Source organism: Syntrophomonas erecta subsp. sporosyntropha, from assembly GCF_055395365.1.
The window spans coordinates 1,781,778-1,807,378 of sequence record NZ_AP042459.1; the positions used below are offsets into that span (position 1 = coordinate 1,781,778).

Genomic DNA, 25,601 nt, shown 5'->3' on the forward strand with positions numbered 1-25,601 from the left:
TTATGAGTAAAAAGACGAAGAGTACGAAAGTTGTAGTTCCCGGGAGATTTAGCTTTGTGAATTTATGGGAGCCGAAAAGTGTGAACGGCAGTGACCCTAAATATAGTCTTTCCCTGATTATCCCTAAGAATGATAAAAATACTGTCAATGCCATTTTGAAAGCTACGGAAGAGGCGAAAAAAGAAGGGGTTGCCAAGTTTGGTGGTAAGATTCCCGCTAACCTAAAGACTCCTTTGAGAGATGGCGATATTGACCGTCCCGATGATCCTAATTACGCCAATTGCTACTTTATTAATGCTAACTCAAAGGAAGCTCCCGAAATAGTAGATAAAAACGTCCAAGCAATACTTGATAGAAGTGAAGTTTATAGCGGTTGCTACGGGAAGGTAAGTATGACTCTATATGCATTCAATGTGAATGGAAACCGCGGCATCGGTGCCTATTTGGGCAATGTGCAGAAAATTAGGGACGGAGAATCCCTTGGCGGACGCAGCAGGGCAGAAGATGACTTTGAAATAGAAGAAGATGATGATTTTTTAGCCTAACACGTGGTGAGGAAAGGCGGTGGTAAGCCATGCATGTTATCAGCATCGATATAGAAACCTTCTCTGATATAGACCTGGGCAAGTGTGGTGTTTACCGCTATGCCGAAAGCCCCAGCTTTGATATATTGCTCTTTTCCTACAGTATGGATGACGGGCAGATTAAGCTGATTGATCTGGCCAGTGGTGAGATACTCCCGGAAGAAATTATAAATGCCTTAATGGATGCAAGTATTATCAAGACAGCTTTTAATGCTAACTTTGAACGAGTGTGTTTAATGAAATATCTTTGTCGAATTTTAGGTAAAGAAGTGTATCTTGACCCAAGCTCCTGGCGGTGCAGTGAAGTTCAGGCGGCCATGCTTGGACTTCCTCTCCACCTGGAAGGGGTAGCTCAGGTACTACAGTTGGAAGAACAGAAAATGTCAGAAGGTAAAGCCCTCATCCGGTATTTCTGTATGCCTTGTAAACCCACTGTAGCTAATGGGGGTAGGACAAGGAACCTACCCTCTGATGCACCGGAGAAATGGGAACAGTTTAAAGCCTATAATATCCGGGACGTTGGGGTGGAGCTGGCGATCAGGAAAAAGCTAGAGAAGTATCCTATACCGGAAGCAGAGCATGATTTATATGTCCTGGATCAAAAAATCAACGACCGAGGCTTTCAGGCGGATATGAATTTTGTGATGCAGGCCATAACCTGCGATAGACAGTTTAGTGTGGCGGCAACGGAAAAAGCTTATGAACTTACCGGTTTAGAAAACCCTAACTCGGTGGCGCAGCTTAAAGATTGGCTGGTCGGTCGGGGTGTTGAGGTAGAGAGTTTGTCTAAGAAAAATGTGCAAGAACTGGTGGGGGAAACGAAAGGGGAAGTGAAAGAGGCACTTAAACTCCGGCTCCTCATGGCTAAAACCAGTGTTAGAAAATATGAAGCCCTGGAGAGGGCGGTGTGCTCAGATGGGCGGGTCCATGGGCTCCTGCAATTCTATGGAGCTAACCGAACCGGACGCTGGGCCGGGCGTTTAGTGCAGGTGCAAAATCTTCCTCAGAACCATCTTGAAGATTTAAAACTGGCCCGGGATTTGGTGAAAGAAGGACGGTTTGAAGATATCGAACTACTCTTTGGCAATACTCCCGGTGTCTTATCGGAATTGATTAGAACCGCCTTTGTACCCAAAGAAGGCCATCGGTTTATAGTGGCGGACTTTTCAGCTATTGAAGCCCGAGTGATTTCCTGGCTGGCCGGGGAGAAGTGGCGGCTGGAGGTTTTTGCTTCCCATGGGAAGATCTATGAAGCCGCCGCTTCCATGATGTTTCATGTACCCATAGAAGAAGTGACCAAGGGGAGTCCCCTAAGGCAAAAAGGTAAAATCTCGGAATTGGCCTGTGGCTATGGGGGCGGGGTAGTAGCACTAAAAAGCATGGGAGCTTTGGAAATGGGAGTAGAAGAAGATGAGCTGCAGGGCTTAATAGATAACTGGAGAACTGCCAATCCGCGTATCGTTAATTTTTGGTGGGAGGTTGATAAAGCCGCCATTACCGCTGTTAAGGAAAGAACTAAAACCCGTACCCATGGGATTATTTTTACCTACCAAAGCGGCATGCTCTTTGTGACTCTCCCCTCAGGTAGAGATCTGGTGTATGTAAAGCCCAAGCTGATGCCGAATAAGTTTGGCCGGGAAGGTCTTACTTACGAAGGAATCGGTGCTACTAAGAAATGGGAGCGCATTGAAACTTATGGCCCCAAGATTGTAGAGAACATTGTGCAGGCCACATCCCGGGATCTGTTGGCAGATGCCATGCTAAGACTAGATCAGGCAGGCTTTGCTATCGTGGCTCACGTCCATGATGAGGTCATCTGTGAAGTGCCAGAGGGTGAATCTTCGGTAGAAGAGATCTGTTCATTTATGAGCAAGGGACCAAAGTGGGCTCAAGGCTTGCCCTTAACCGCAGACGGATATGAGTGTGAATTTTACCAAAAATCATGAATTAAGACTTTTACAAAAGGGGTTGAAGCTAATGAAATTTGTTATTTCCACCGGCAACAGCCGTAAAGATAAATTTTGGAAAGAACAGACGGTGTCTTGGGAGGAGTTTGTAAAAAGGCTCTCCCGAACTACCGTCACCAGTGAAACGCAACAAGAATATCGCCAAATGAAGAAATATCAGCAGGACAATGTGAAAGATGTGGGTGGTTTTGTAGCCGGTAAGTTAAAAGACGGTCGGCGCAGAAAAGATAGTGTCATTAATAGATCCATGCTGACTTTGGATATGGACTATGCCGATGATGCAGAAGGTATTGCTGAAAATATGGAACTCCTCTATGGGTATGCTTGCTGCATCTATTCCACCCATAAACATACACCGGAAAAACCAAGGCTTAGGCTAATAATCCCTCTATCGAGGCCGGTATCGGCGGATGAGTACCAAGCCGTAAGCAGAAGGCTGGCCAAGGAAATCGGAATTGAGTTATTTGATGATACCACCTATGAGCCTAATAGATTGATGTATTGGCCCAGCACTTCATCAGATGGAGAGTATTTCTTTAGAGCTATAGAAGGTGACTATCTGAATCCAGATGAGATATTAAAGCTTTACGAAAACTGGCAGGATTCTTCCTCCTGGCCGGTATCCTCCAGGCAAACCACTTTGCTTAATAAGCTTCTTAAAAAGCAGGCGGATCCACTTAGTAAGAGTGGTTTAGTAGGGGCATTTTGCCGGAGTTATAGTATCGAGGAAGTTATAGAAAAATTTCTTTCGGAAGTTTATGAACCCAGTGTCATGCCGGAACGTTACGACTATATCCCTGCCGACTCTACCGCCGGGGTGGTTATTTATGATAACAAGTATGCCTATTCTCATCATGCTACAGACCCGGCTTGCGGAAAGTTATGCAATGCCTTTGACCTGGTGCGGATCCATCGGTTTGGGGAGCTGGATGAAGATGCGGATGAGAAAAAACAGCCACCATCCTATAAAGCAATGCTGGAGTTTTGTACCGAAGATACGGAAGTTAAGAAACAGCTAGCTAAGGAACGGGAGGATGACTTAAGAGAGGAGTTTGAAAAATTAGATGAAGACGGGGATTTAAATGAAGAAGCCGAGGAAGAAGACCTTACCTGGCAATTAACGTTGGAGCTAAATAAAAATGGTTCAGTAAAAGATACGCCCACAAATATCTTAACCATTATGAGAAATGATCCGAGGATACAGGGGGTTGCCTACAACCAGATGACTCATCTGTTAGATGTTAATGGGAGACTTCCTTGGAAGCAGGTAAAACCGGGATGGAACGATGCAGACTTGGCCCAGCTTAAAATGTATTTTGACAGGTATTATGGGATTTGGTCACCTACTAAAACTAAAGACGCACTTTTGTCAGCAGCATCTGAGAGAGTATTTCACCCTATTAAAGACTATCTTAATGCACTTCCTGTTTGGGACGGAACCGAGAGGGTGGATACCCTTCTTATCGACTATCTTGGCGCAGAGGATAACCGTTACACTAGGGCTATTATGAGAAAAACCTTAGTAGCTGCAGTTACGAGAATATATGAACCCGGCATCAAGTTTGATTATATTCTTGTTATCAATGGTCCCCAAGGAATAGGAAAGTCCACCTTTTTCGCAAAGCTTGGTGGCAAGTGGTTCTCCGATAGCTTGACGGTTTCCGATATGAGAGATAAATCTGCAGCAGAGAAGTTGCAAGGCTACTGGATTCTTGAAATGGGAGAGCTTGCGGGACTTCGAAAGGTCGATGTAGAAACGGTAAAATCTTTCATTACAAGAACAGATGATAAGTTTCGCCAAAGCTATGGGGTAAATGTTGAGAGTCATCCGAGACAATGCATAATTGTGGGAAGCACCAATAACATAAGTGGTTTCTTAAGAGATATCACAGGCAACAGAAGATTTTGGCCGGTAAGAGTCAATGGTGGAAAGAAAAGTGTGTGGGATATGACAGATGTGGACCAAATTTGGGCTGAGGCATTTTATCGTTATCGAGCTGGCGAATCTTTAATCCTTTCACCGGAGGAAGAAAAGATTGCCTTCGAAGAGCAACGGGATGCAATGGAGTCAGATGATAGAGAGGGCCTTATTGAAGATTATCTTGAGACACTATTACCAGAAAACTGGGATTCTATGGATCTCTATGAAAGAAGGAGTTTTCTGGCTGGTCAGAGTGAGTTTGGAACTGAGTTTCCTGTTGGAATAATTAGGCGCGAGAGAGTGTGCGTACACGAAATATGGTGCGAGTGCCTTGGAAAAGACAAGTCCAATTTAAGACGCCAGGATTCTTTTGAAATTATCGGGGTTTTGATGCGTATTGGCGGATGGGAAACCTATGCCGGTAATAAGCAAGGGCAGACTAGATTCCCGATTTACGGAAACCAGAAGACATTTTGTAGGGTTAAAAGTAGTGAGGAAGGATTACCTCAAAAGAGAAGTCCCGATCACCAGTATTACAATTCAGAATTAACCAAGGAAATTAAATAGCGTTATGAATTACAAAGACCCTAAACATAATTACACCCGTTTTGAAATTGATGAAATCATGCAAAAGATAATTACAAGATATAATTACGGGCTGAAACGCTGTAATTATAAGGGTTTATAGGTAATTGGTAATTATGAAATCAAAATAATCTAATGGAGTAGTAGTAGTTAATATATACCGATATAGAGATAATTACGCACCTATACGCGCGTAAGAGTTTTAAAGCCATAATTACAATGATAATTACAGAATTAATTACAGAAATAAAGCTGGGATGCAAAACAATATGAAATGTAATAACAGATTGGCCTTTATTTAACCATGGAACGCAATCAATCGTGGAGGGCGAGAGAAATGACCGAAAAAGAACTGGAGCTGATGCTTGTTAAAGAAGTGAAAAGAAGAGGCGGGAGAGCCTATAAATTTATCTCCCCTGGTATAAATGGGGTGCCTGACCGGCTGGTGCTTTTGCCTTATGGTAGGGCTGGGTTTGTAGAAGTCAAAGCACCGGGGAAGAAGATGCGGCCCAATCAGATAAAGAGAAAAAAAGAGCTGGAATCGCTAGGGTTTTTGGTGTATTGCCTAGACGATCCGGAGGAGACCGGAGGTGTGGTGGATGGCATTGCCGGTAACAAGGTGTGAGTATCAACCCTATGAATATCAAACATTTTCTACAAATTTTATTTTAAACCATAAAGCAGCAGGGCTTTTTTTAGAACCGGGACTTGGCAAAACAGTAATCACCTTAACCGCCATATTGGCTCTTTTATATGACTATTTTGATGCTACTAAAGTGTTGGTAATTGCACCATTAAGGGTGGCCCGAGATACCTGGGGCCGGGAATGCGAAAAATGGGAGCACTTAAAAGGACTTACCATATCTAAGGTTCTCGGCAGTGAAAAGGAAAGAAAAATGGCCCTTTATACTAAAGCGGATATTTATGTTATAAATCGTGAAAATGTTGAATGGCTTATAAAAACTAAAGAGTGGGATTTTGATACCGTCATCATTGACGAGTTATCAAGCTTTAAATCTCCATCTGCTAAACGCTTTCGAGCTCTTAAAAAAGTCCGCCACAAAATCAAGAGAATTGTGGGGCTTACCGGGACCCCTGCTCCTAATGGTCTTTTGGATATATGGAGTCAGATCTATCTTTTGGATGGTGGAGAGAGATTGGGAAGAACCTATAGCGGCTACCGCAGCCGATACTTTCATCCACAAAAATATATTAACGGTGGTATACCTGCTGATTATGCAATTAACGAAGGTGCGGAAGAAAAGATCTATGAGAAGATATCTGACATTTGCATCAGCATGAAGGCTCTAGAGTATTTGAAAATGCCGGAGATCATCTTTAACAAAGTGGAAGTAGAGTTATCGGAAAAGGAAATGCAGCTTTATCGGCAGTTGGAACGGAATCTGCTGTTACCCTTTGAGGATAGCGATGTAGATGCCGCCAATGCTGCGGTATTATCGAACAAGCTTTTGCAAATGTCGGGTGGAGCAGTATACGACGAATATGGAGATGCGCACTTGATTCATGCAAGAAAGCTGGAAGCCTTAGAGGACTTGATTGAGGCGGCCAATGGAAAACCGGTTCTGGTCTACTATGCCTTTAAGCATGAAAGGGATCGGATCAGAAAACGCTTTAGTGCCGGTGAGATTAACACCTCAGAGGATATTGCTAAATGGAACCGGGGCGAGATGCAGTTAGCCCTTTGTCATCCGGCATCAGCAGGGCATGGCCTAAATCTGCAGGAAGGTGGCTCCACTATCATCTGGTTTGGCCTTACCTGGAGCCTGGAACTTTACCAGCAAGCGAACGCCAGGCTGTGGCGGCAGGGTCAGAAACAAACGGTAGTCATCCATCACATTTTAACCAAAGGTACTATCGATCACAGAGTAATGACGGCTCTGGATAATAAAGATACCGGCCAAAGCGCCTTGATTGAGGCAGTGAGAGCCAGGCTTAAAGCCAATCAAAAAGAAGGGGAGGAAACATAGCATGGGAGTGAGTTTATATAACCAAGAAGGATACCTGGATCCAACGGCCCATGAGGCTTTAACTAATATTGAGAGAGAAAGAAGAAAAAAGATAGTGTTCATCTGCAGCCCCTTTGCCGGGGATTTGGAGCTAAACACTATAAGAGCAAGAAGGTATGGACGTTTCGCCGTAATCAAAAACGTTGTTCCGATCATCCCGCATCTCATGTATCCACAATTTTTAGAAGAAAATGATCCGGAGGAAAGAAAGCTGGGAATGGAAATGGGACTAATCCTTTTAAGCAAGTGTCAGGAGTTATGGGTTTTTGGACGAGAGCTTTCAACCGGAATGGCGGCAGAAGTGAGAAGAGCAAAGAAGTGGAATATCCCGATTCGATATTTCACAACGGAATGCCGGGAGATGACAGGACAAAGGGAATACGGGGAGATTGGGGGTCAAAGAAGATGAAAGACTGCTTTGCTTATAAACGAAATAGCTGCATAGCTTTGAAAGAAAAACAATGTGAAGGCTGCAATTTCTATAAAACCAAGGAGCAATATTTACTGGACCAAGAAAAGGCATTGGAGAGAATTCGAGGTTTAGATGCTAAGAAGCAAAAACACATCTTTGAAAAGTATTACAAGATGGAGGTGTAAAGCATGGGCGCTAAGGAATATTTATCTCAAGCCTTGTGGCTTGATCAGCGGATTAATAGCAAGCTGGAGCTATTAGAAACTTTAAGAGCGTTGGCTATGAAGGTAAGTGTTAATCTTACAGAGGAAAAAGTGTCCGGCGGCAAAAATACAAAAAGCCATATGGAAAATACCATAGCCAAAATTGTGGATTTAGAAAAAGAAATTAATCGGGACATTAACCGTCTGGTGGGTGTGAAGGCAGAAATCATGGATACTATTAGCCAGGTGGATGATCCTATTTGCCAGTTGCTGTTGGAGATGAGATATGTTAACGGTTGGTCTTGGGAAGCTGTAGCCGGGGAATTAAGATTTGATAGGAGTTGGATTTCACGTTTGCACGGTAGTGCTTTAAAAGAAATCGAGAAAAAAATGAAACACGCATCAAAAAGCAACAAAAAGCAATAAAAACAACAAGAAGCAACAGCCAACCCGTGCTATACTATAAAGTGTAATGGTATAGAAAATCAAGAACACCAGATGCTGTTTGAATAGGCCCTAGGGATAGATCGACCACGACTCCCGGGAAACGCAGCATTCTTGATATAGAGCCCTCAGGGATCAAATCCTTAAGGGCTTTTTCTATGCCCCAAATTATATAAGCAGAATTTTGTCATAATCTGATATAATACTTTTATGGCAAAACCATTGACTATTTTTGTAGTCTATGTATATAATTCTAGCAATGAACAAAAACTCGTAGGAGTTTTTAGCGAGAAGGTGCCTGCACCATCTCGTATTTTTATTTTTAGGCGTTTTTCGGCGCAGTAATAGGCTTTCATTTATCTGAAAATGGATTGAACGGCCTGTTTTATAATACATTAAAATTCTGATTGGGTATTGGCAAAAACTATTTAGCCCAGCATCTGGTTGGGCACACTGGATTTCCTAGGGTGGTTTTAGGCCACCTACCTAATTTAATATAGAAAAGCTCTGAAACATTTAATTTGTTATCGGGGCTTTTTTTTATGCCCAAAACGGGGAGGTGTCTTATGAAAATCAAATGTATATCCTGTCACTTTGCTACTATTGATGAATCAGCCAGCGATAGGGATTGGAAAGCTTATGAATGCAGCAATCCAGAAAGCGAATATCATAAATCCTTAATTAACATTTCCGAAAACGGCGATAAACATAAACGGATCTCCTGGTCTGGCTGTGACCAAGGGGAGAGGAAGGTGAAGACTGATGCCTCGGAAACCAAAAACTATTTGTAGCTACCCCGGGTGCCAGGCATTAACTAATGACAGGTACTGCGAGAAGCACAGGAAACGGGTAACAAAAGAACAAAACCTTAAAAGCTCCAGGCTTTACACTTACCAATGGCGTAAGACGAGTAAAACTTTTTTAAATGAGAATCCTTTGTGTGTTCAATGTCAAAAAGAAGGAAGGCTTACTCCGGCAACAGAGGTGGACCATATCATTCCCCACGGCGGGAACAGAAAACTCTTCTGGGACAGAAAGAACTGGCAGCCCCTTTGTAAAAGTTGTCACAGTAAAAAGACCGCTGAAGAAGATGGCGGCTTTGGAAATATTTAGAAAGGACTAACTTAGCATTACTTCATATATCTTTTTAGTTCTTTATAAAAGTTTTCCCTAGTGCCAGCCATGATGATGACTACCATTTCGCCATTTTCGAGTTGAGATATCCTATAGGCAAGCTCATAATTCGTACGATTATAGTAAATATCGAGGCTATAAATACCTTTTAGATCGCCAGATTTGGCGTCTCCTATTTGGGGATTTGTTCTTATACTTACAATTGCTTCCTTGAATGAATTCTTTAGCTGCTTGTCTTTAAGCTTTTTAAAATACTTTTCTGCCATTGGGGTATAGACTACAGGAAGCATTATTAAGCCTCCGTTTCTTCATCGCCAAAGATATCGTCTGTTGGATCTATATAATTTACAGAGGCTGCCTTTGCAATTTCATCAGCTTCTTCGATTAACTTTTCAACAGCAGGCCTAACTTTACGATTGGCTTTTTTAAACTCGGTTAATAGTTTTTCACCTGAAAAACCTTGCTCGATTAGATCTTGTAAGATCTCCTCAGCAAAAGCGGGATCTTCTTTTTTTACAGGCAAAAGGATCAGCATATCCTTAGAATAAATACAGTCAAGCTCTTTATCTAAACCTAAGGAATCAAAATATTTTGCGGGGATAGTGATCTGTCTTTTACTGGAGATATTAATCCGGCGTTTTTCCATTTGTCCATCTCCTGCATTTATATTTGTTGTTAACATTATTTTATGCTCCTTTCAACTAAAAATGCATAAGTAAGGAAACAAAGTTCCTTACTTAAATTGTAAAGCTTTAGGGAACAGTTGTCAAATTGATTTTACAATTAGCGCCCCTAGGGGGTAGACATCTTACGGGAAGCCTTGAAACGACAACGCGCCAGGGGCTTGTGTGAAAAATCGCATAATTCGCAAGGGGGGGTATAACGCTCGTAGACTTACGTCTTCGGGCTTTTTTAATGAAAAGAAACGGAGGAGGTTTGTAAATGAACCAAGGGATGATTGTTCAAAAGATACCGGTAAGCGAAATTAATCCGGCCAAATATAATCCAAGAAAGGATTTGAAACCGGGAGATCCGGCCTATGAAAAGCTTAAACGTTCCATGACAGAATTCGGATATGTGGAGCCTATTATCTGGAATGAAGAAACCGGAAATATCGTGGGTGGCCATCAAAGGTACAAAATATTATTAGAAGCAGGTCATACAGAAGTTGAATGTGTAGTAGTGAAATTATCTGCAGACAAGGAGAAAGCTCTTAATCTGGCTCTTAATAAAGTAACCGGTGACTGGGAGATTGAAGCCTTAGCTGATTTATTGCATGAGCTAAATGAACAGGACTTTGATTTAAGCCTGACTGGCTTTGATGCTGCAGAGATAGAGGATCTTTTCAGTCAGGTACATGATAAAGATGTTACGGATGACGATTTTGATGTAGATGCTGCTTTGGAGGAGGAGCCTATTTCAAAACCGGGTGACATTTGGCTATTGGGCAGGCATCGCCTTATGTGCGGCGATAGCACCAAAGCTGAAACCTATGAGAAATTAATGGACGGCAAAAATGCCAACCTGATACTGACAGATCCACCTTATGGTGTCGCTTATGAAGGAAGTCAGGGAACTATCAAAAATGATAATCTCCAAGACGAAGAATTTTATAAGTTCCTTTTAAGCGCATTTAAAAATATGGAAAGCATAATGGCTAACGACGCATCTATATATGTATTTCATGCAGATACAAAAGGCTTAATTTTCAGAAGGGCTTTTGAAGATGCCGGATTTTATTTGTCAGGGGTTTGCCAGTGGGTTAAGCAATCATTGGTACTAGGCCGCTCACCCTATCATTGGAAAAATGAACCCTGCCTTTTTGGCTGGAAGAAGAAGGGTAAACATAAATGGTATGCGGGAAGATCTGAGACTACTATATGGGAGTTTGATAAACCTTCTAAAAATAAACTCCACAGCACCATGAAGCCGATCCCCTTAATGGCCTATCCCATTAAAAATAGCACAGCAGTTAATGCTATCGTTGTAGATCCTTTTTCCGGCAGTGCTTCAACTTTGATAGCCTGTGAGCAGATAGACAGGATTTGTTTTGCCGCAGAGCTAGAAGAACGCTTTGTGGATGTTGGAGTGAAGCGATTTATCGAGTATGTTGGAAGTGATGAGGATGTCTACTTAATTAGGGAAGGGAGAAAGATTCAATATAAAGATCTGGAAATTGGCTAACAGCCCGCTATTTTCGTATAAGATTCACACTAAAATCCTCTTGCTATTATGAGAACATTGAGGGATATATGGTGTGACTATCTTATTTGGAGGTATTTTTATGGGTAGTAAGAAAAAAACTGATGGGTTAAAACCCCAATGTAGGCTGGTTGGAGAGGACGGCAATATATTCTTCATTTTAGGCCGGGTGCGGCAAACTCTGAAAGCGAGCGGGAAAAATGAGCAGGCCCAAGAGGTAAGCCAGCGAGTTATGGCCTCCGGCTCCTATGATGAGGCCCTAAGAATTATCATGGAATACGTGGATGTTGAGTAAGTTTTAACCCTAAATTGTATTGAAATAAATACTGTATTTCTTCAATAAAAACCTTGCTATTATGTGTGTTCTAAGTGATATATAGACTACCAAAAAACACACGAAGGGGGAAATACAGATGGAAAACAAAAACTTTTTAGCCGCCAAGTTTGGCATTGAAGTAGAATTTACGGGAATTACCAGAAGGCAAGCAGCCGAGGTTGCAGCCAGGTATTTGGGTGGAACCATTACAGAGACAAGGGACTCTTACGGTACTTGCAAGGTTACTGCCCCGGACGGAAGGGTTTGGAAATTCGTCTACGATGGCAGCATCTACACCCAAAAGAGAGTGAACGGAGAGAAGGTTTCAGCGGGCAGGGAATATAGCGTTGAGCTGGTTAGCCCCATTCTTACATACGAAAAAGACATGGCCACTTTGCAGGAGTTAATCAGAAAACTTAGAAAGGCTGGGGCCTTCTCAGAGAGGCTTAACAGAACAGGGGTTCACATCCACTTGAACGGGGCCGATCACACTCCGAGGAGCCTAAGGAACTTTATTAACATCATTTACTCCAGAAACGACCTGCTTTATGAAAGCCTGGAGATAGAGCCCAGCAGGATGCGCTACTGCAAAAAGATGGACCAAGATTTGGTGGAGCGAATGAACCGGAAAAAGCCTACCACCTTTAAGCAGATAGAGGACATTTGGTATGAAGGTTACAGCGACAGCCGAGCAAGGCACTACCACGAAAGCCGGTATCATTTTATCAACCTACATAGCTTTTTCAACGGCTGCGGCACGGTAGAGCTAAGAGGTTTTAACGCCAGCCGACTGCATGCCGGGAAAATACGCACATACATAACCCTTGCCTTGGCCATGAATTACCAAGCCTTAACTCAAAAGAGCGCCAGCAGCAAAAAGCCCCAGGTGGAAAATCCTAAGTTCGCAATGAGGACTTGGCTTAATAGAATCGGCTTCATCGGCGAAGAATTCAAAAACTGCCGGGAGCATCTTATAAAGCACCTAAGGGGAAGTGCAGCCTGGAGATTCCAAAGGGCCGCTTAACTAAAAAAGACAGCAACCTAAAGGCCACCGGGCGGGGAACCGCCCTTTAGGTGGTATATAAGGGCAAGCCTTGATATAAAGGGCCACACGAGGCCAAAGTGGGGCAGAGAAAGGCTCTTTGGAAAGGATGGGTGAAACAATGAAGGAAAATAAAATTCTAAACTTAGCCTATGGTTCTAACTTGAATTTGGGGCAGATGGTTTATCGCTGTCCTACAGCTAAAATCTATGGCAAGGGGATACTTTTAGATTATCAGCTGCTTTTCAAAGGCAGAGAAGATAATGCCTATGCCACTATTGAACCAAAACGGGGAAGTAAGGTACCGGTGTTGGTGTGGGAGCTGCAGCCGGAGGATGAAAAGGCACTGGATTATTACGAAGGCTACCCCAGGTTCTATGAAAAGATGGAAGTGGAATTGAATCTTGAAACCGGGGAGAGAATTACCGCTATGGTGTATATCATGACAGATGAAGTGATGGAGAGGATTCAGCTTAACCTACCCAGCCGGAGTTATCTTGAAACTGTAAGGGTCGGTTATGCTATGGCTGGTTTTGATAATAAATACATTGAAGCCGCTCTCGATATCAGCAGAAAAGAACAAGATTTACGAAATAGGGAAAGAAGGCAGGTGCGATGAAAAATAAAGCAATGTAAATGCATAAATAGCTTGATATATCTTGTGTTTAGAGCAATGTATAGAGTACCAAAAACACAAGGGAGGTAAAAATTATGACTCGGAAAGAAATAGTAAAAAGGCTTGGCGAGCACCTGGGAGTTACGCCAAAATATCTGTCGGTTCCCAGCTTTAACTACCAAATCACAACCGCTAATGAAATCTACACCATTGACCGGCATGGGGTTATTACCACTAGCAATGGGCAAGTAGTTAGCATGGAGGAAATTTTAAATGCACCGCCACCGAGTGCAGCAGTAGCTGAAGAGGAGATTACTGGAGAGATGACAATGGAGGCCGAACCTGAAGCTAGGGCAATCGCGAATAACGGTGACACACAAGCTTTTGATAGTATTGAAGTAAAGTTTCCTTTAGAGGGCCATTCAGCTTTAAGCCTTCGGAATCTCATTAACATGATTTACAGCAAACAAAACCTGATAATGCAGGCTTTTAAAACAGAGGTTCCTTTTATGGATGATAGTTTCGCTGAAGATCTAAGCAAGGAAAAAATCAGCACTTTAGAGGATTTTAAAGCAACCTTTGAAAATTTAGGAGCAGACCGGTGTCCCGGGCTGACCTTTGATTTTGGGGAAGAAACCTTGACCTTTAAACTGGGCAGGATTAATCCGGACCAGGATATTATAAATGCTTTTACAGAGTTTACGGCTTTAATTAACACTTTATCTAAAACATTAAAGAGGGCATCTTTTAAGCAGACCCAAGAGGAAAATCCCAAATATGCTTTGAGGACTTGGCTCATTCGGCTGGGGATGAATGGGGAAAAATACAAGGCTACCAGAAAAGCGATGTTGGCTCATCTGGGGGGTAGTGCTGCCTTTAGGACGGTGAGAGAACATGAATAAAAAGACACCGGATAATTTCTTTACTCAGACAACTTGTGACCGTTGCGGCGGCAGTTTAGCGGGCGGCAGAATCATGTCCATGTTCAATGAAGATTGCCTTTGCATGAGCTGTAAGGAAAAGGAGACCAATGAGCCGGATTATAACAAAGCAGTTGAGGCAGACCATGAGGAAATTAAAAAGGGGAATTACAATTTTAAGGGGATTAAGGGATAGAGGTTTATATTAGTATCTGCATATTTTGATTGTTATCTGCATATAATAGTGATAAAATTATGCATATAAATCTTTAAATAGGCAGGTAAGTATAATGAAAAAGTTTAATTATAGGGAAGTTGATCAAGAATTGATGGTGCCTGAAGTGATGAATCTGGTTTCAACAATTCATGGATATAAGGGAAAACAAGAGCTTTTTATGAAAGCAAAGCCGGATATTCTAAAATCAATGCTTGAAGTAGCAAAAGTTCAAAGCACAGGTGCTTCCAATAGGATTGAGGGTATATTTACAACAGATAAAAGGCTGGTGGAGTTGGTATCTGAAAAAGCAGAGCCTCTTAATAGAGATGAAGAAGAAATCGCTGGCTACAGAGAAGTTTTAAACACAATCCACGAAAACTATGAGCATATTATTTTAAAACCAAATGTAATTCTTCAATTGCACAGGGACTTATATAGCTTTCTCCCAACAGTTGATGGTGGAAAATATAAGAATCAGGATAATATTATAGAAGAAGTGGACGAAAAAGGGATAAGACACATTCGTTTTAAACCTCTATCAGCTTTTGAAACACCAGAAGCCATAGAAAGACTTTGTACCGAGTATCAAGAGGCTATTAGAGAGGCTAAAATTGATCCTTTGATTTTAATTTCCAAGTTTGTTTTTGACTTTCTAGGAATCCATCCCTTTAATGATGGAAATGGAAGAATGAGTAGACTCTTAACCTTATTACTTCTATACAAACAGGGTTATTTTGTAGGGAAATATATTAGCCTGGAAATGCTGATAGAAAACTCTAAGGAAAGTTATTACAGGACACTTCAACAAAGCTCAGAGGGGTGGTATGAAAATCAAAACAACTATTTCCCCTTTGTAAAGTATTATTTAGAGATAATAGCTAAAGCCTATAAGGAGTTTTCTCATAGAGTGGAAACAGTTGTGGTTGATAAAATGGGTAAAGCTGAAAGGGTAAAGGAATTATTTGATAGAAGAATTGGAAAGATTTCAAAGTCAGATATAGCTAATATTTACCCTGATATCAGTGTGACTACCATTGAAAAGGCTCTTTCTGATTTATTGAAGGAAGGGTATATTAAAAAAGTTGGTTCCGGAAGAGCCACTGCATATGTTAAAAATGAAGATTAGATTGATGGGGCCTCAAAAAGACTCTTTTTCTTTAAAGTAACTTATATTATATGCTGCAAATAAAGACCTTTGGGTCTTTTTTTCTTTGCGCAAAATAAAGGAGGTGAAAGCCAATGGCAGGCAGAGGAAGACCACCGAAACCTACCGCACTAAAAGTGCTGGAAGGCAATCCCGGCAAAAGACCTTTAAATCAAAATGAACCCAAACCCGAAAAGAAAGCACCCAACTGCCCGTCATGGCTGCTTCCGGATGCCAAGAAAGAATGGCGCAGGTTATCAAAAGAGTTGGAAGCTATGGGGCTTTTAACTCGAATAGACATGGCCGCCTTTGCCGGTTACTGCCAGGCTTATGCTAGATGGAAGGAAGCTGAGGAATTTATCTCTAAGCACGGTTCCATTTTAAAGACTGCCTCGGGATATATTCAGCAGATTCCTCAAGTCTCTATTGCTCAGCAGAATTTAAAGCAGATGCGAAACTTCTGCTCGGAGCTGGGGCTTACTCCTTCAGCTCGCAGTAGACTCAACATTACTAACGCCGGTGGTGTTATTGAGGGAGATGCCATGGCTAGTCTACTGGAAGAAATACCGAATGCAGAGGATTTCATGGTTATGGCAGAAGATGACTAACGAGGAAGGAGGTGATCATCTTGCCTTTCAGTGAGGTTCATGCTAACCATGCTATCAACTTTATCCAGCAATTAAAACTCACCAAAGGCAGATGGGCAGGTCAACCTTTCATCTTGCTGCCTTGGGAGAGGGATTTGGTGAGCAAGCTATTTGGCACTTTGAGGGAAGATGGCACAAGGCAGTATCGCACCGCTTATTTGGAAATAGGGAAGAAAAATGGAAAATCGGAGCTCGGCGCTGCCATTGCCCTTTATATGCTTTTAGCTGATGGGGAGCCTAATGCGGAGGTGTATGTGGCTGCTTGTGATAGGCAGCAGGCCAGCATCATTTTTAATACCAGTGTTAACTTTGTGGAGGGAAACCCGACCCTCTCCAAAGTCACAAACTTAGTGCGCTCTACTAAACGAATTGTCTACCCTAAGACCGGGAGCTTTTATCAGGTATTAAGCTCTGATGTGAAATCCAAATCAGGACTTAACGCTTCCTGTGTAATTTTAGATGAGATCTGGACCTATCCTAATCCGGATTTGGCTAAGATGCTCACTACCGGCTCTGGTGATGCCAGGACCCAACCCCTCTTTTTATATCTAACCACCGCAGGCAACCAGCTTTCCGGCTATGGTTGGGAAATGCACTGCAAGGCTAAAGATATCTTGGAAGGCAGAAGAGTAGATCCCAGTTTTCTTTCCATCATTTATGGACTGGAAGATGATGCGGATATTGAAGATGAAAACAACTGGTATAAGGCCAACCCCAGTCTGGGCCATACCATTCAGATAGAACGGGTCCGGGAACATTATCAGCAGGCGAAGGAGGATCCGGCGGATTTGGCTCTTTTTAAGCAGCTAAGGTTAAACATGTGGTTAAAGCAGAATATTAAATGGATGCCCATGGAGAAGTGGGATTTGTGTAATTTCCCGGTTGATCCGGAAGAGCTGAAAGGGAGGGACTGCTATGCAGGACTGGATTTATCCTCTACTACTGATATCACCGCCTTTGTGCTGGTATTCCCACCAGAGGAGGAAGGGGACAAATACTATGTGCTGCCTTTCTTTTGGATACCGGAAGAGACTCTTTACCAGCGGGTGAAAAAAGACAGCGTACCTTATGACATCTGGTACCAGCAGGGATTGCTAAACCTAACGGAGGGGAATGTGGTTCATTATGGCTTTATTGAAAAGTTCATCGAAAGGCTGGGGGAGAAATATAACATTAGGGAAATTGTCTACGACCGTTGGGGAGCTACCCAGATGAGTCAAAATCTAGAAGGTATGGGCTTTACAGTTGTGCCCTTTGGTCAGGGTTTTAAGGATATGTCACCACCCACCAAAGAAATGATGCGCCTGATTTTAAGCCAGCAAATCGCCCATGGCGGTCATCCGGTGCTTAGATGGATGGCGGATAATATTGTGGTGAGAACCGATCCCGCCGGAAATATCAAAGTGGATAAGGATAAATCCGTAGAAAAGATTGACGGCATTGTAGCCATGATCATGGGTCTGGCCAGAGCCACAGTAAATCCGCCCGATGATGGGGGATCTATTTATGATCAAAGAGACATGATCATTTTGTAAAAGGAACAGCTGCTAATGAAAAGGGGTGATGTGAAATATGGCAAACTTTTTTAAATGGCTCTTTAAAGCCCGAGATAAACCTCATGATAGTGTCAGCGGGGCACCGGTCTTTTATATGGGCCAGAGTGTAGCGGGGAAAATGGTTAATGAAAGAACCTCTATGCAGACTACAGCTGTTTTCGCCTGCGTGAGAATCATTGCTGAGACAATAGCATCATTACCTCTGCACACCTACCGGTACCGGGGTGAAGGAAAAGAAAAGATGTATGACCATCCCTTGTACCGGATTTTGCATGATGAACCGAATCCGGAAATGAGCTCTTTTACCTTGCGGGAGACGATGATGACCCATCTTCTCCTTTGGGGGAACAGCTATTCTCAGATTATCCGAAATGGTTGGGGAGATGTGCTGGGGCTATACCCGCTTTTGCCGGATAAGATGCTGGTAGACCGGGATCAAAAGGGTGAACTTTACTACACCTACCGTAAGGAAGGACAAAGCTATTTTCTTGGCCCGGATGAAGTGCTGCATATTCCTGGCTTAGGTTTTGATGGGGTTATGGGCTACTCGCCGGTGGCTTTAGCAAAAAACGCCATCGGTTTAAATATCGCTGCCGAGGAATACGGAGGCAGATTCTTTGCTAACAATGCTACACCCACAGGGATTCTCTCCACTTCCGGAACCATAAAGGATCCAACCAAGGTCAGGGATGCCTGGCAGGCCGCTTATGGGGGACGCAATAATTATAAAGTGGCGGTGCTAGAGGATGGCCTTCAGTATCAGGCTATCAGCATGCCTAACTCCGACGCCCAGTTTTTAGAGACCAGAAAGTTTCAGATAGAAGAAATCTGCCGGATTTTTCAGGTGCCGCCCCATCTGGTGGCTGATCTGAGCCGATCCAGTTTTTCCAACATTGAGAATCAGTCGATCAGCTTTGTGGTTCATACCATTCGTCCCTGGCTGGTACGGATTGAACAGGCTATGAACCGGAAGCTTTTTAAAGAAAAGGAAAAAGGCCAGTGTTTTGTTTCTTTTAATGCCTCAGCCCTGATGCGAGGAGACTATAAATCCCGGATGGATGGTTATGCCATTGGCATTCAAAACGGATTCTTTTCTGTTAACGATGTGAGGAGAATGGAAAACATGGATCCAATACCCGAGGAGGAAGGTGGGGATCTTTATCTTACCAACGGCAATATGTTGCCTCTAAAGTTGGCGGGGGCTTATGCCAAGAAGGCCCTGGAGGAAAATGCGGGTGATGAAGAGTGAAGTAAAATACATTTGATTTATCCCTGCAAATGCATATACTTGTTATAAATCAGTATGAATGTGGGGGGTGTCCTAATGGGGGCTGAAAAAGAGGATAGGATTGAAATTACTAATTCTGCCATGGAGGTTCTTAAAAAGGTTCAAAATGATATGGCGGGAGAAGCGGAAAGATTAGGTCTTAAGAGCGAAGAGGATATTGTTAATTTAGTTAAAGAAGTTCGAAGGGAGATTAAACAAGAAAAAACAGAAAATAAATAAATCTTAAGTAGCCTTAGAAGACGTTTAGATAACGTCTTTTTTTGTGCCCAAAAGGAGGTCGATGGGATGGATAAATTTTGGCGCTGGGTGACGAATGAAGCCGGGGAGCCTGCAGTAAGAACCCTATATTTAGAAGGATATATTGCAGAGTCCTCTTGGTTTGATGATGATGTCACCCCCAAACAGTTTAAGAGTGAGCTTTATGGCAGCGGCTCTGATACTGATGACATCATCGTAAAGATACACTCGCCGGGGGGAGACTGTTTTGCTGCAGCCCGGATTTACAACATGCTTAAAGAATATCCCGGCAAAATCAGCGTACATGTGGATGGCCTGGCTGCCAGTGCGGCATCGGTAATTGCTATGGCCGGAGACGAAGTGTGTGTTTCTCCCGTTTCAGTAATCATGATCCATAATCCTGCCATGCTTATCGCGGGTGAAGTGGCGGATCTTCAGGTAGGTATTAATCTACTTAGCGAAGTGAAGGAGAGTATAATCAATGCCTATCACGACAAGACCGGTCTTTCCCGAATAAAAATCGCCCATATGATGGACGCAGAAACCTGGATGAGTGCCCATAAAGCCATTGAACTAAGATTTGCCGATAGGATTCTTTATGAAGCTTTGCCGGTGGATATGGCCGACCAGGGCTTTATTTTTGACCAGTTAACTGTTACCAACACCCTATTAAAAAAGCTGCCGGGGATTAAAGCCAGGATGACGGAGCTTACAGTAAACAAAGGAGTACCTGAACCCTTAGACAGCAAGCAGCCTAACGATTTCCAGGAAACACTGGAGCAACCGGCTAATGAAGTGGATCAGGTTCCTGTAGCCCAGTTAGAAAAACGACTGAATCTAATTAAAAATTGGAGGTAATGAAGATGAAGAGAATTCAAGAATTAAGAGAAAAACGGGCAGCGGTCTGGGAACAGGCCAAAAGGTTTTTAGACGAACACCGTCAGGAAAACGGCCTTATTTCTCCGGAAGACACTGCAGTCTATGAAAAGATGGAAGACGAAGTTGTGAGTTTAGGGAAGGAAATAGAGCGCCTTGAGCGTCAGGAGATGATAGACAGAGAGCTATCTGCTCCCATTAACAAACCTCTGACCACCCGTCCGGATAAGATGGGAGAAGAAAAAACCGGTAGAGCCGCCGAGGAGTATAAGGTTGCCTTTTGGGGGGCTATGCGAAACCGGGTAAACCCAGCGGTACAAAATGCCCTCAGGATAGGTGAGGATACGGAAGGGGGGTATCTGGTCCCGGATGAATATGAGCGTCAGCTGATTCAAGCTTTGGAAGAAGTCAATGTGATGAGAAAGCTTTGTCATGTGATTTCTACGAGCTTCGGGGATAGAAAGATTCCGGTAGTGGCGAGCCACGGCAAAGCTTCCTGGATGGATGAGGCTGGACCCTTTGAGGAAGAGGATGACAAATTCGATCAGGTTAGCCTTTCGGCCTATAAGCTGGGGACCATGCTAAAAATCTCCGATGAGCTTTTACATGATGCTTTCTTTAATCTGGAAGGATATGTGTCCACGGAATTTGCCAGACGCATTGGGGCTGCGGAAGAAGAGGCTTTCCTCTTGGGAGACGGTAGCAGTAAGCCCACAGGTTTACTTCATACCACTGGGGGAGCTGAGGTTGGTGTCACAGCAGCTAGTCCCACCGCGATTACCATGGAGGAAGTAATTGACCTATTCTTTAGCTTGAAAGCTCCTTATCGTAAAAATGCCACCTTTGTAGTCAACGATGCAACGGTAAAAGCGATCCGCAAGCTGAAGGATGGACAGGGACAATATTTGTGGCAGCCCTCCATTACTCAGGGAACCCCAGATACAATCTTAAACCGTCCGGTGGTAACCTCTCAATATATGCCGATAGCTGCTGCCGGAGAGAAGACTATTCTCTTTGGTGATCTCAGTTATTACTGGATTGCTGATCGTCAGGGCAGAACTTTTAAACGCCTGAACGAACTGTATGCAGCTAATGGACAGGTAGGATTTTTAGCCTGGCAGCGCCTTGATGCTAAACTAATTCTTAGCGAATCTGTGAAGGTTCTGAGGCAGAAGGCCTAAGAGAATAAAGAAGGGCGGGTAGTCCATTCGGCTGCCTGCCTAATTTTTTAAGGAGGTAGAACCATGGGATACAACACAAAAAACTACACCGAGCAAGGCGGCGAGAAAACGGTTATAGGTGGGATCTTGGAAGTTAAAGAGGGTGGCTCTTTGGAGATTAAAGAAGGAGCCCTTTTAAAGGGTTTCCCGATAGCTTCAAACCAGGCCAATAGCACCGCCGCGACGGTCAATGATCTAAAGGATAACTTCAATGACTTGCTTGCCAAGCTTAAGGATGCCGGTTTCATGGAATTTGACACCTGGAACTTATCTGTTGCTAAAGCACCGATAACTACTGAAGGGGAGCCGATAACAGAGAATCAAATTAAGGTCACTGCTGTTACCATTGCCGATGGCATAATCAGTGTTACGGTTGATGTGGAGGAACTGGTGGAGTTTGATAGTTCTAATCCGGCACAGGGCATCCACAAATGGATAGGGATTTTAATATCTACCGGACTTTCTGATATCACCAAAATTAAATACAACGATTATCAGCTCACTCAGGATGATGTTTTGGAGTCGGCTACCGTAGGCGGAACGGACGGTGATATCATCATGTGGCTCAAGTGTGATGAAATTGTAGAAACCCCTAAGCTCTTTACACTCTGGTCCTCCGGCTATGAGAAAACTGAATTCATGGTTGAAATAGTGGCTCCAGCAGGGGAATAAGGAAAGGATGTGGCGGAGATGACACTACTTGAAAAGGTTAAGGCCAACCTTATTTTAGACCATGATAGTGACGATGAGTTATTGGAGATGTATATCGCCGCCGCTATTTCCTATGCAGAGAGCTTTCAACATTTAAGCCCAGGAACCTATGAACAAGAGCCAATGTCAGCTACCACCCAGCAGGCTGTTATTATGCTTTCCTCTCACTTTTACGAATCCCGGGATGGCTCTACCGGCGGTTTCTTCGGCGATAATGTTAAGGCCTCGGAGCAGGTCTGGAACGCTGTTCATCTTCTTTTGCGCATGGGAAGGGAGTGGAAAGTGTGAAAGTAGTAGAGTTTGGCAGACAAAGAAAAAGGCAGAAGCGCTGTTACCGAAAAGGCAGACGCAAAAATCGCAACCACGGATATGATGAAGCCTTAATAAAAGGCGGTGAAATAGATGAGCTTTGGGAAAATGATAACTCTAATAGATATTATCGAGACTACCACCAGCCAAGACGAAGAAGGCTTTGTGAAGAAAGAAGATAATATCATCGCCAGTACGCGGGCATACCGGGAAGAACGCCGCCCCTCCCGAAAATGGGTTAACCTGGCTGCCTACACCGAAGCCGATGCTTTGTTCCAGTTGCGGGTGATTCCTGACCTTGAGCTAAAAGCTGGAATGATTCTGGTCTGCGACACTGGGAGCTACACCATCATCAATGTGGAAAAAGTAAAAGGGCTCTACCTTGAGGTTTTGGCAAAAAAACTGGAACCCACCAAGGCATAAAAAGGGGAGGGGGAGCATTGGGAAGATTAAGTTATAAAATGCCGGAACACTTTTTATTAAAAGTATCGGCTCTGGCAGATAAAACCGATGTAATTATACCCAAGGTGCTTGAGGAAGGCGGCCAGGTGGTAGCGGATAAAGTGAAAGCTAACCTACAGGCAGTAGTGGGTAGCAATCTGAAATCAAAACCTCGCTCCACCGGAGAACTTATAAAAGCTTTGGGGGTAAGCCCGGCAGGGCTGGATCGAAACGGCAATTATAACGTCAAGGTGGGTTTTGATGAACCACGGGATGATGGGGAATCCAATGCCAAGATTGCCAATATTTTAGAATATGGTAAATCCGGTCAACCTGCTAAGCCATTCTTAAAACCAGCTAAAACCGCCAGTAAAAAAGCCTGTATTGAAGCTATGAAAAGGAAGCTGGATGAAGAAATCAATAAATCGTAGGAAGGGAGGCAGATGGTGAACAACTATAACAGTATTTTAAGAGACCTCAAAAAAACTTTAATGAGTACCGGGCTTCCTATGGAAACCGGAGTGTTCAGCGATCAGGCCCCCGAAGAGTATCTAGTAATTACCCCTATGAATGATCTCTTCGATTTTTTTGCTGACAATCTGCCTCAGATGGACCTACAGGAAGCTCGGATTTCTTTATTTACTAAAGGCAACTATATGGCCAGAAAAAATCAGATAGTGGCTTTACTCATATCCAGTGATTTTACCATTACTGACCGCCGCTATATAGGAGAAGAGGCGGAAACAGGCTTTCACCATATAGCTATTGATGTGGCTAAAGAATATGCAGTAACCCTATAACCGGCTAACTTGCCGGATTTTATTTTGAAAGGAGAAATGGATCGTGGCAACCATAGGATTGGATCGGCTATATTACGCCAAAATCACTGAAGATACAAATGGTGATGAAACTTATGGCACTCCCCAAATACTGGCCAAGGCCATGACCGCTGAGCTAAGTGTAGAGCTTATTGAAGCGATTTTGTATGCCGATGATGGGGCTTCAGAAATAGTCAAAGAATTTAAAAGCGGTGCTTTGAGCCTGGGGGTGGATGATCTTGCGTCAGCAGTTATCCAGGACTTAACCGGCTGTAAGATTGACAGTAACAACGTAGTAGTTTCCAGAAGTGAGGATGGTGGCAGCCCGGTGGCTATTGGGTTTCGGGCAAAAAAGGCTAACGGGAAATATCGTCACTTCTGGCTTTATCGGGTTATCTTTAGTATTCCTGCTACCAGTCTGGCCACCAAGGGGGATTCCATTACCTTTAGTAGTCCCACCATAGAAGGCACTGTTTTCAGGAGAAACAAGCTTGATGGGGAGAATAAACACCCATGGAAAGCAGAAGTGACAGAAGGAGATGATGGAGTGGCAGCTTCCATCATTACCAATTGGTTCACATCTGTTTATGAACCCGACTTTACTGAGGTGACACCCACTATTACCATTACGACTCAACCGGCAGCTACAACGGAAGTGACTGAGGGCAGCATTACCGAGAGCCTTTCGGTGGTAGCAAGCAGCAATACCGGTAACCCAGTCACTTACCAGTGGTATGAGAATGAGGTGGATAGTTCCACTGGCGGCACAATTATCAATGGGGAAACCTCAGCCAGCTTTGACATTCCTACTGATTTAGTAGCCGGTACCTACTATTACTATTGTGTTTTAAGCCTAAGCGGCGCTGATAGCGTAACCACCACTGTAGCTACGGTAGTGGTTTCAGAATAAAGATGGGAGGATGACTTATGGCTAATGAAATAAAACCGGTGGAAGTAGATGAAGCTTCTGAAGAAAGAAGTACAGTGATAACCATTGGTGATAGGGAGTATCGGCTAATTCTTACCACGAAAGCGACCAAAGCCATCGCTAAGCGTTATGGAGGACTTGAGAAGCTTGGCGAAAAACTCATGAAAACAGAGAACTTTGAAATGGCCTTGGATGAAGTGGTGTGGCTCATCACTTTGCTGGCCAATCAGTCCATCCTGATCCACAATCTTAGAAACAAAGAGGATAAGCAGGAACTATTAACTGAAGAAGAGATGGAGCTTTTGACTTCGCCTTTGGATCTGGCCCAATACAAAAATGCTATCATGGCCAGCATGCTGAAGGGCACCAAAAGAAATGTGGAGAGTGAAGAGTCAAAAAACGAGGCGGTCGGGTAAGTGAGGGAGAACTCTTTACCCGACTCCTTTATGTGCGCCCAGATAGGGCATTGCCTAATGTGGTGTAGGAGCCACTCCGAACGATAACTCGGGAAATAACCCACTTAACCGAAAGGCGAAAGCTGGCACGGGAACAAAGCACGGTGGGAAAGCGGTAAGTCACCTTAAAACACATTGGTGCGACTGAACTGCAATATTAAGCGGATATAAGGTTTAAATTGGGTTTATTGAATGCGAGTTTCCAGTTTCTGTTAGTCGTAGGCGGAGGAAATGTGTTTGTAACCTCTGGAGCAGGAAAGGTTGTCATTAATAGAGGGACAATCGGTTATCAAATATCCTGTTCAACACGCAAGAGAACTTGTGATAACGAAACGAAAGCAAAACCGACAATCCGCACATACCTGTAGGCAGTGTTAACTG

The 25,601-nt window shown here is 43.4% G+C and carries 32 protein-coding genes and 1 pseudogene; 31 read left to right on the forward strand and 2 right to left on the reverse strand.

Going from position 1 to position 25,601, the window contains the following annotated elements; translation table 11 throughout:
• Positions 1-2 precede the first annotated feature (2 nt).
• The 10 genes from ACZ5Q0_RS08665 to ACZ5Q0_RS08710 all read left to right on the forward strand — a co-directional run bounded on the left by ACZ5Q0_RS08665 (position 3) and on the right by ACZ5Q0_RS08710 (position 9,256).
• A complete protein-coding gene (locus ACZ5Q0_RS08665) occupies positions 3-545 on the forward strand; it encodes a DUF2815 family protein (protein ID WP_447182452.1) in 543 nt (180 codons plus the stop codon).
• A gap of 29 nt (positions 546-574) precedes the next feature.
• Positions 575-2,530 (forward strand): DNA polymerase, encoded by a 1,956-nt coding sequence (locus tag ACZ5Q0_RS08670; RefSeq protein ID WP_447182453.1) that lies wholly within the window; start codon positions 575-577, stop codon positions 2,528-2,530.
• Positions 2,531-2,561: 31 nt separating this feature from the next.
• Positions 2,562-5,039, forward strand: coding sequence for a virulence-associated E family protein (locus tag ACZ5Q0_RS08675; protein WP_447182454.1), 2,478 nt, complete (start codon positions 2,562-2,564; stop codon positions 5,037-5,039).
• Between the two features lie 355 nt (positions 5,040-5,394).
• Positions 5,395-5,682, forward strand: coding sequence for a VRR-NUC domain-containing protein (locus ACZ5Q0_RS08680; protein ID WP_447182455.1), 288 nt, complete (start codon positions 5,395-5,397; stop codon positions 5,680-5,682).
• Entirely contained in the window at positions 5,657-7,045 is a 1,389-nt protein-coding gene (locus ACZ5Q0_RS08685) for an SNF2-related protein (protein ID WP_447182456.1), read from the forward strand. The genes ACZ5Q0_RS08680 and ACZ5Q0_RS08685 overlap by 26 nt, the downstream gene beginning before the upstream one ends.
• A 1-nt stretch (position 7,046) precedes the next feature.
• Complete coding sequence (locus tag ACZ5Q0_RS08690; RefSeq protein WP_161820511.1) at positions 7,047-7,493, forward strand: DUF7768 domain-containing protein; 447 nt, start codon at positions 7,047-7,049, stop codon at positions 7,491-7,493.
• Complete coding sequence (locus ACZ5Q0_RS08695; RefSeq protein WP_161820510.1) at positions 7,490-7,681, forward strand: hypothetical protein; 192 nt, start codon at positions 7,490-7,492, stop codon at positions 7,679-7,681. The genes ACZ5Q0_RS08690 and ACZ5Q0_RS08695 overlap by 4 nt, the downstream gene beginning before the upstream one ends.
• A 3-nt stretch (positions 7,682-7,684) precedes the next feature.
• Positions 7,685-8,125 carry a DUF1492 domain-containing protein gene (locus ACZ5Q0_RS08700; RefSeq protein WP_161820509.1) on the forward strand — a complete coding sequence of 147 codons (441 nt, stop codon included), beginning with the start codon at positions 7,685-7,687 and terminating at the stop codon, positions 8,123-8,125.
• 584 nt (positions 8,126-8,709) lie between these two features.
• Entirely contained in the window at positions 8,710-8,934 is a 225-nt protein-coding gene (locus ACZ5Q0_RS08705) for a hypothetical protein (protein WP_447182457.1), read from the forward strand.
• Positions 8,906-9,256: an HNH endonuclease gene (locus tag ACZ5Q0_RS08710; RefSeq protein ID WP_447182458.1), complete on the forward strand. Its 351-nt coding sequence runs from the start codon at positions 8,906-8,908 to the stop codon at positions 9,254-9,256. Before ACZ5Q0_RS08705 ends, ACZ5Q0_RS08710 begins: the two co-directional genes overlap by 29 nt.
• 17 nt (positions 9,257-9,273) lie before the next feature.
• On the opposite strand, the gene ACZ5Q0_RS08715 is transcribed toward ACZ5Q0_RS08710, so the two are convergent.
• Both ACZ5Q0_RS08715 and ACZ5Q0_RS08720 read right to left on the reverse strand, forming a co-directional pair.
• Positions 9,274-9,567, reverse strand: a complete 294-nt coding sequence (locus ACZ5Q0_RS08715; RefSeq protein WP_447182459.1) for a type II toxin-antitoxin system RelE/ParE family toxin — start codon at positions 9,565-9,567, stop codon at positions 9,274-9,276.
• A 2-nt stretch (positions 9,568-9,569) separates the two neighbouring features.
• Positions 9,570-9,959: an AbrB/MazE/SpoVT family DNA-binding domain-containing protein gene (locus ACZ5Q0_RS08720; RefSeq protein ID WP_161820505.1), complete on the reverse strand. Its 390-nt coding sequence runs from the start codon at positions 9,957-9,959 to the stop codon at positions 9,570-9,572.
• A gap of 272 nt (positions 9,960-10,231) precedes the next feature.
• On the opposite strand from ACZ5Q0_RS08720, the gene ACZ5Q0_RS08725 reads away from it, so the two are divergent.
• The 21 genes and pseudogenes from ACZ5Q0_RS08725 to ACZ5Q0_RS08825 all read left to right on the forward strand — a co-directional run bounded on the left by ACZ5Q0_RS08725 (position 10,232) and on the right by ACZ5Q0_RS08825 (position 25,181).
• Positions 10,232-11,461 (forward strand): site-specific DNA-methyltransferase, encoded by a 1,230-nt coding sequence (locus ACZ5Q0_RS08725; protein WP_447182882.1) that lies wholly within the window; start codon positions 10,232-10,234, stop codon positions 11,459-11,461.
• A gap of 100 nt (positions 11,462-11,561) precedes the next feature.
• A complete protein-coding gene (locus ACZ5Q0_RS08730) occupies positions 11,562-11,774 on the forward strand; it encodes a hypothetical protein (protein ID WP_161820502.1) in 213 nt (70 codons plus the stop codon).
• A 118-nt stretch (positions 11,775-11,892) separates the two neighbouring features.
• The gene (locus tag ACZ5Q0_RS08735) at positions 11,893-12,819 is read left to right on the forward strand and encodes an amidoligase family protein (protein WP_447182460.1); all 927 of its coding nucleotides are present in this window, start codon (positions 11,893-11,895) and stop codon (positions 12,817-12,819) included.
• A 139-nt stretch (positions 12,820-12,958) separates the two neighbouring features.
• Positions 12,959-13,456, forward strand: a complete 498-nt coding sequence (locus tag ACZ5Q0_RS08740) for a gamma-glutamylcyclotransferase family protein (RefSeq protein WP_447182461.1) — start codon at positions 12,959-12,961, stop codon at positions 13,454-13,456.
• Between the two features lie 92 nt (positions 13,457-13,548).
• Positions 13,549-14,355 (forward strand): virulence-related protein, encoded by an 807-nt coding sequence (locus ACZ5Q0_RS08745; RefSeq protein WP_447182462.1) that lies wholly within the window; start codon positions 13,549-13,551, stop codon positions 14,353-14,355.
• Positions 14,348-14,569 (forward strand): gamma-glutamylcyclotransferase, encoded by a 222-nt coding sequence (locus tag ACZ5Q0_RS08750; protein ID WP_161820499.1) that lies wholly within the window; start codon positions 14,348-14,350, stop codon positions 14,567-14,569. The genes ACZ5Q0_RS08745 and ACZ5Q0_RS08750 overlap by 8 nt, the downstream gene beginning before the upstream one ends.
• Positions 14,570-14,663: 94 nt before the next feature.
• Entirely contained in the window at positions 14,664-15,716 is a 1,053-nt protein-coding gene (locus ACZ5Q0_RS08755; protein ID WP_447182463.1) for a Fic family protein, read from the forward strand.
• A gap of 113 nt (positions 15,717-15,829) precedes the next feature.
• Positions 15,830-16,342 (forward strand): phage terminase small subunit P27 family, encoded by a 513-nt coding sequence (locus ACZ5Q0_RS08760; RefSeq protein ID WP_447182464.1) that lies wholly within the window; start codon positions 15,830-15,832, stop codon positions 16,340-16,342.
• Positions 16,343-16,362: 20 nt separating this feature from the next.
• Positions 16,363-17,916, forward strand: a complete 1,554-nt coding sequence (locus tag ACZ5Q0_RS08765) for a terminase large subunit (RefSeq protein ID WP_447182465.1) — start codon at positions 16,363-16,365, stop codon at positions 17,914-17,916.
• 37 nt (positions 17,917-17,953) lie between these two features.
• Entirely contained in the window at positions 17,954-19,186 is a 1,233-nt protein-coding gene (locus ACZ5Q0_RS08770; protein ID WP_447182466.1) for a phage portal protein, read from the forward strand.
• Between the two features lie 75 nt (positions 19,187-19,261).
• Entirely contained in the window at positions 19,262-19,444 is a 183-nt protein-coding gene (locus ACZ5Q0_RS08775; protein ID WP_447182467.1) for a hypothetical protein, read from the forward strand.
• A gap of 66 nt (positions 19,445-19,510) precedes the next feature.
• Positions 19,511-20,320 carry a head maturation protease, ClpP-related gene (locus ACZ5Q0_RS08780; protein ID WP_447182468.1) on the forward strand — a complete coding sequence of 270 codons (810 nt, stop codon included), beginning with the start codon at positions 19,511-19,513 and terminating at the stop codon, positions 20,318-20,320.
• A gap of 5 nt (positions 20,321-20,325) precedes the next feature.
• The gene (locus ACZ5Q0_RS08785; protein ID WP_447182469.1) at positions 20,326-21,519 is read left to right on the forward strand and encodes a phage major capsid protein; all 1,194 of its coding nucleotides are present in this window, start codon (positions 20,326-20,328) and stop codon (positions 21,517-21,519) included.
• A 63-nt stretch (positions 21,520-21,582) separates the two neighbouring features.
• Positions 21,583-22,230: a hypothetical protein gene (locus tag ACZ5Q0_RS08790; RefSeq protein WP_447182470.1), complete on the forward strand. Its 648-nt coding sequence runs from the start codon at positions 21,583-21,585 to the stop codon at positions 22,228-22,230.
• Between the two features lie 18 nt (positions 22,231-22,248).
• Positions 22,249-22,557 (forward strand): head-tail connector protein, encoded by a 309-nt coding sequence (locus ACZ5Q0_RS08795; RefSeq protein WP_447182471.1) that lies wholly within the window; start codon positions 22,249-22,251, stop codon positions 22,555-22,557.
• Positions 22,554-22,760: a hypothetical protein gene (locus tag ACZ5Q0_RS08800; RefSeq protein ID WP_447182897.1), complete on the forward strand. Its 207-nt coding sequence runs from the start codon at positions 22,554-22,556 to the stop codon at positions 22,758-22,760. The genes ACZ5Q0_RS08795 and ACZ5Q0_RS08800 overlap by 4 nt, the downstream gene beginning before the upstream one ends.
• On the forward strand, positions 22,687-23,001 hold the full coding sequence (locus tag ACZ5Q0_RS08805; protein ID WP_447182883.1) for a head-tail adaptor protein: 315 nt from the start codon (positions 22,687-22,689) through the stop codon (positions 22,999-23,001). The genes ACZ5Q0_RS08800 and ACZ5Q0_RS08805 overlap by 74 nt, the downstream gene beginning before the upstream one ends.
• Before the next feature lie 38 nt (positions 23,002-23,039).
• Positions 23,040-23,450, forward strand: a complete 411-nt coding sequence (locus tag ACZ5Q0_RS08810; RefSeq protein WP_447182884.1) for an HK97-gp10 family putative phage morphogenesis protein — start codon at positions 23,040-23,042, stop codon at positions 23,448-23,450.
• Between the two features lie 12 nt (positions 23,451-23,462).
• On the forward strand, positions 23,463-23,819 hold the full coding sequence (locus ACZ5Q0_RS08815) for a hypothetical protein (RefSeq protein WP_464827106.1): 357 nt from the start codon (positions 23,463-23,465) through the stop codon (positions 23,817-23,819).
• A 43-nt stretch (positions 23,820-23,862) separates the two neighbouring features.
• A pseudogene (locus ACZ5Q0_RS08820) lies at positions 23,863-24,438 on the forward strand (major tail protein); the annotation flags it as partial.
• Positions 24,439-24,764: 326 nt separating this feature from the next.
• Positions 24,765-25,181 (forward strand): hypothetical protein, encoded by a 417-nt coding sequence (locus ACZ5Q0_RS08825; protein ID WP_447182472.1) that lies wholly within the window; start codon positions 24,765-24,767, stop codon positions 25,179-25,181.
• Positions 25,182-25,601: the final 420 nt, after the last annotated feature.

What these genes read in the sequence shown, in the direction of transcription:
- ACZ5Q0_RS08735 (WP_447182460.1), top strand. Translation starts at nt 11,893, where the DNA reads ATGGAAAACAAAAACTTTTTAGCCGCCAAGTTTGGCATTGAAGTAGAA.
- ACZ5Q0_RS08795 (WP_447182471.1), top strand. Translation starts at nt 22,249, where the DNA reads ATGACACTACTTGAAAAGGTTAAGGCCAACCTTATTTTAGACCATGAT.
- ACZ5Q0_RS08695 (WP_161820510.1), top strand. Translation starts at nt 7,490, where the DNA reads ATGAAAGACTGCTTTGCTTATAAACGAAATAGCTGCATAGCTTTGAAA.
- ACZ5Q0_RS08680 (WP_447182455.1), top strand. Translation starts at nt 5,395, where the DNA reads ATGACCGAAAAAGAACTGGAGCTGATGCTTGTTAAAGAAGTGAAAAGA.
- ACZ5Q0_RS08805 (WP_447182883.1), top strand. Translation starts at nt 22,687, where the DNA reads ATGATAACTCTAATAGATATTATCGAGACTACCACCAGCCAAGACGAA.
- ACZ5Q0_RS08730 (WP_161820502.1), top strand. Translation starts at nt 11,562, where the DNA reads ATGGGTAGTAAGAAAAAAACTGATGGGTTAAAACCCCAATGTAGGCTG.
- ACZ5Q0_RS08725 (WP_447182882.1), top strand. Translation starts at nt 10,232, where the DNA reads ATGATTGTTCAAAAGATACCGGTAAGCGAAATTAATCCGGCCAAATAT.
- ACZ5Q0_RS08750 (WP_161820499.1), top strand. Translation starts at nt 14,348, where the DNA reads ATGAATAAAAAGACACCGGATAATTTCTTTACTCAGACAACTTGTGAC.
- ACZ5Q0_RS08745 (WP_447182462.1), top strand. Translation starts at nt 13,549, where the DNA reads ATGACTCGGAAAGAAATAGTAAAAAGGCTTGGCGAGCACCTGGGAGTT.
- ACZ5Q0_RS08740 (WP_447182461.1), top strand. Translation starts at nt 12,959, where the DNA reads ATGAAGGAAAATAAAATTCTAAACTTAGCCTATGGTTCTAACTTGAAT.
- ACZ5Q0_RS08760 (WP_447182464.1), top strand. Translation starts at nt 15,830, where the DNA reads ATGGCAGGCAGAGGAAGACCACCGAAACCTACCGCACTAAAAGTGCTG.
- ACZ5Q0_RS08705 (WP_447182457.1), top strand. Translation starts at nt 8,710, where the DNA reads ATGAAAATCAAATGTATATCCTGTCACTTTGCTACTATTGATGAATCA.
- ACZ5Q0_RS08685 (WP_447182456.1), top strand. Translation starts at nt 5,657, where the DNA reads ATGGCATTGCCGGTAACAAGGTGTGAGTATCAACCCTATGAATATCAA.
- ACZ5Q0_RS08700 (WP_161820509.1), top strand. Translation starts at nt 7,685, where the DNA reads ATGGGCGCTAAGGAATATTTATCTCAAGCCTTGTGGCTTGATCAGCGG.
- ACZ5Q0_RS08670 (WP_447182453.1), top strand. Translation starts at nt 575, where the DNA reads ATGCATGTTATCAGCATCGATATAGAAACCTTCTCTGATATAGACCTG.
- ACZ5Q0_RS08810 (WP_447182884.1), top strand. Translation starts at nt 23,040, where the DNA reads ATGCCGGAACACTTTTTATTAAAAGTATCGGCTCTGGCAGATAAAACC.
- ACZ5Q0_RS08825 (WP_447182472.1), top strand. Translation starts at nt 24,765, where the DNA reads ATGGCTAATGAAATAAAACCGGTGGAAGTAGATGAAGCTTCTGAAGAA.
- ACZ5Q0_RS08815 (WP_464827106.1), top strand. Translation starts at nt 23,463, where the DNA reads ATGGTGAACAACTATAACAGTATTTTAAGAGACCTCAAAAAAACTTTA.
- ACZ5Q0_RS08690 (WP_161820511.1), top strand. Translation starts at nt 7,047, where the DNA reads ATGGGAGTGAGTTTATATAACCAAGAAGGATACCTGGATCCAACGGCC.
- ACZ5Q0_RS08665 (WP_447182452.1), top strand. Translation starts at nt 3, where the DNA reads ATGAGTAAAAAGACGAAGAGTACGAAAGTTGTAGTTCCCGGGAGATTT.
- ACZ5Q0_RS08720 (WP_161820505.1), bottom strand. Translation starts at nt 9,959, where the DNA reads ATGTTAACAACAAATATAAATGCAGGAGATGGACAAATGGAAAAACGC.
- ACZ5Q0_RS08710 (WP_447182458.1), top strand. Translation starts at nt 8,906, where the DNA reads ATGCCTCGGAAACCAAAAACTATTTGTAGCTACCCCGGGTGCCAGGCA.
- ACZ5Q0_RS08780 (WP_447182468.1), top strand. Translation starts at nt 19,511, where the DNA reads ATGGATAAATTTTGGCGCTGGGTGACGAATGAAGCCGGGGAGCCTGCA.
- ACZ5Q0_RS08785 (WP_447182469.1), top strand. Translation starts at nt 20,326, where the DNA reads ATGAAGAGAATTCAAGAATTAAGAGAAAAACGGGCAGCGGTCTGGGAA.
- ACZ5Q0_RS08675 (WP_447182454.1), top strand. Translation starts at nt 2,562, where the DNA reads ATGAAATTTGTTATTTCCACCGGCAACAGCCGTAAAGATAAATTTTGG.
- ACZ5Q0_RS08715 (WP_447182459.1), bottom strand. Translation starts at nt 9,567, where the DNA reads ATGCTTCCTGTAGTCTATACCCCAATGGCAGAAAAGTATTTTAAAAAG.
- ACZ5Q0_RS08770 (WP_447182466.1), top strand. Translation starts at nt 17,954, where the DNA reads ATGGCAAACTTTTTTAAATGGCTCTTTAAAGCCCGAGATAAACCTCAT.
- ACZ5Q0_RS08755 (WP_447182463.1), top strand. Translation starts at nt 14,664, where the DNA reads ATGAAAAAGTTTAATTATAGGGAAGTTGATCAAGAATTGATGGTGCCT.
- ACZ5Q0_RS08790 (WP_447182470.1), top strand. Translation starts at nt 21,583, where the DNA reads ATGGGATACAACACAAAAAACTACACCGAGCAAGGCGGCGAGAAAACG.
- ACZ5Q0_RS08775 (WP_447182467.1), top strand. Translation starts at nt 19,262, where the DNA reads ATGGGGGCTGAAAAAGAGGATAGGATTGAAATTACTAATTCTGCCATG.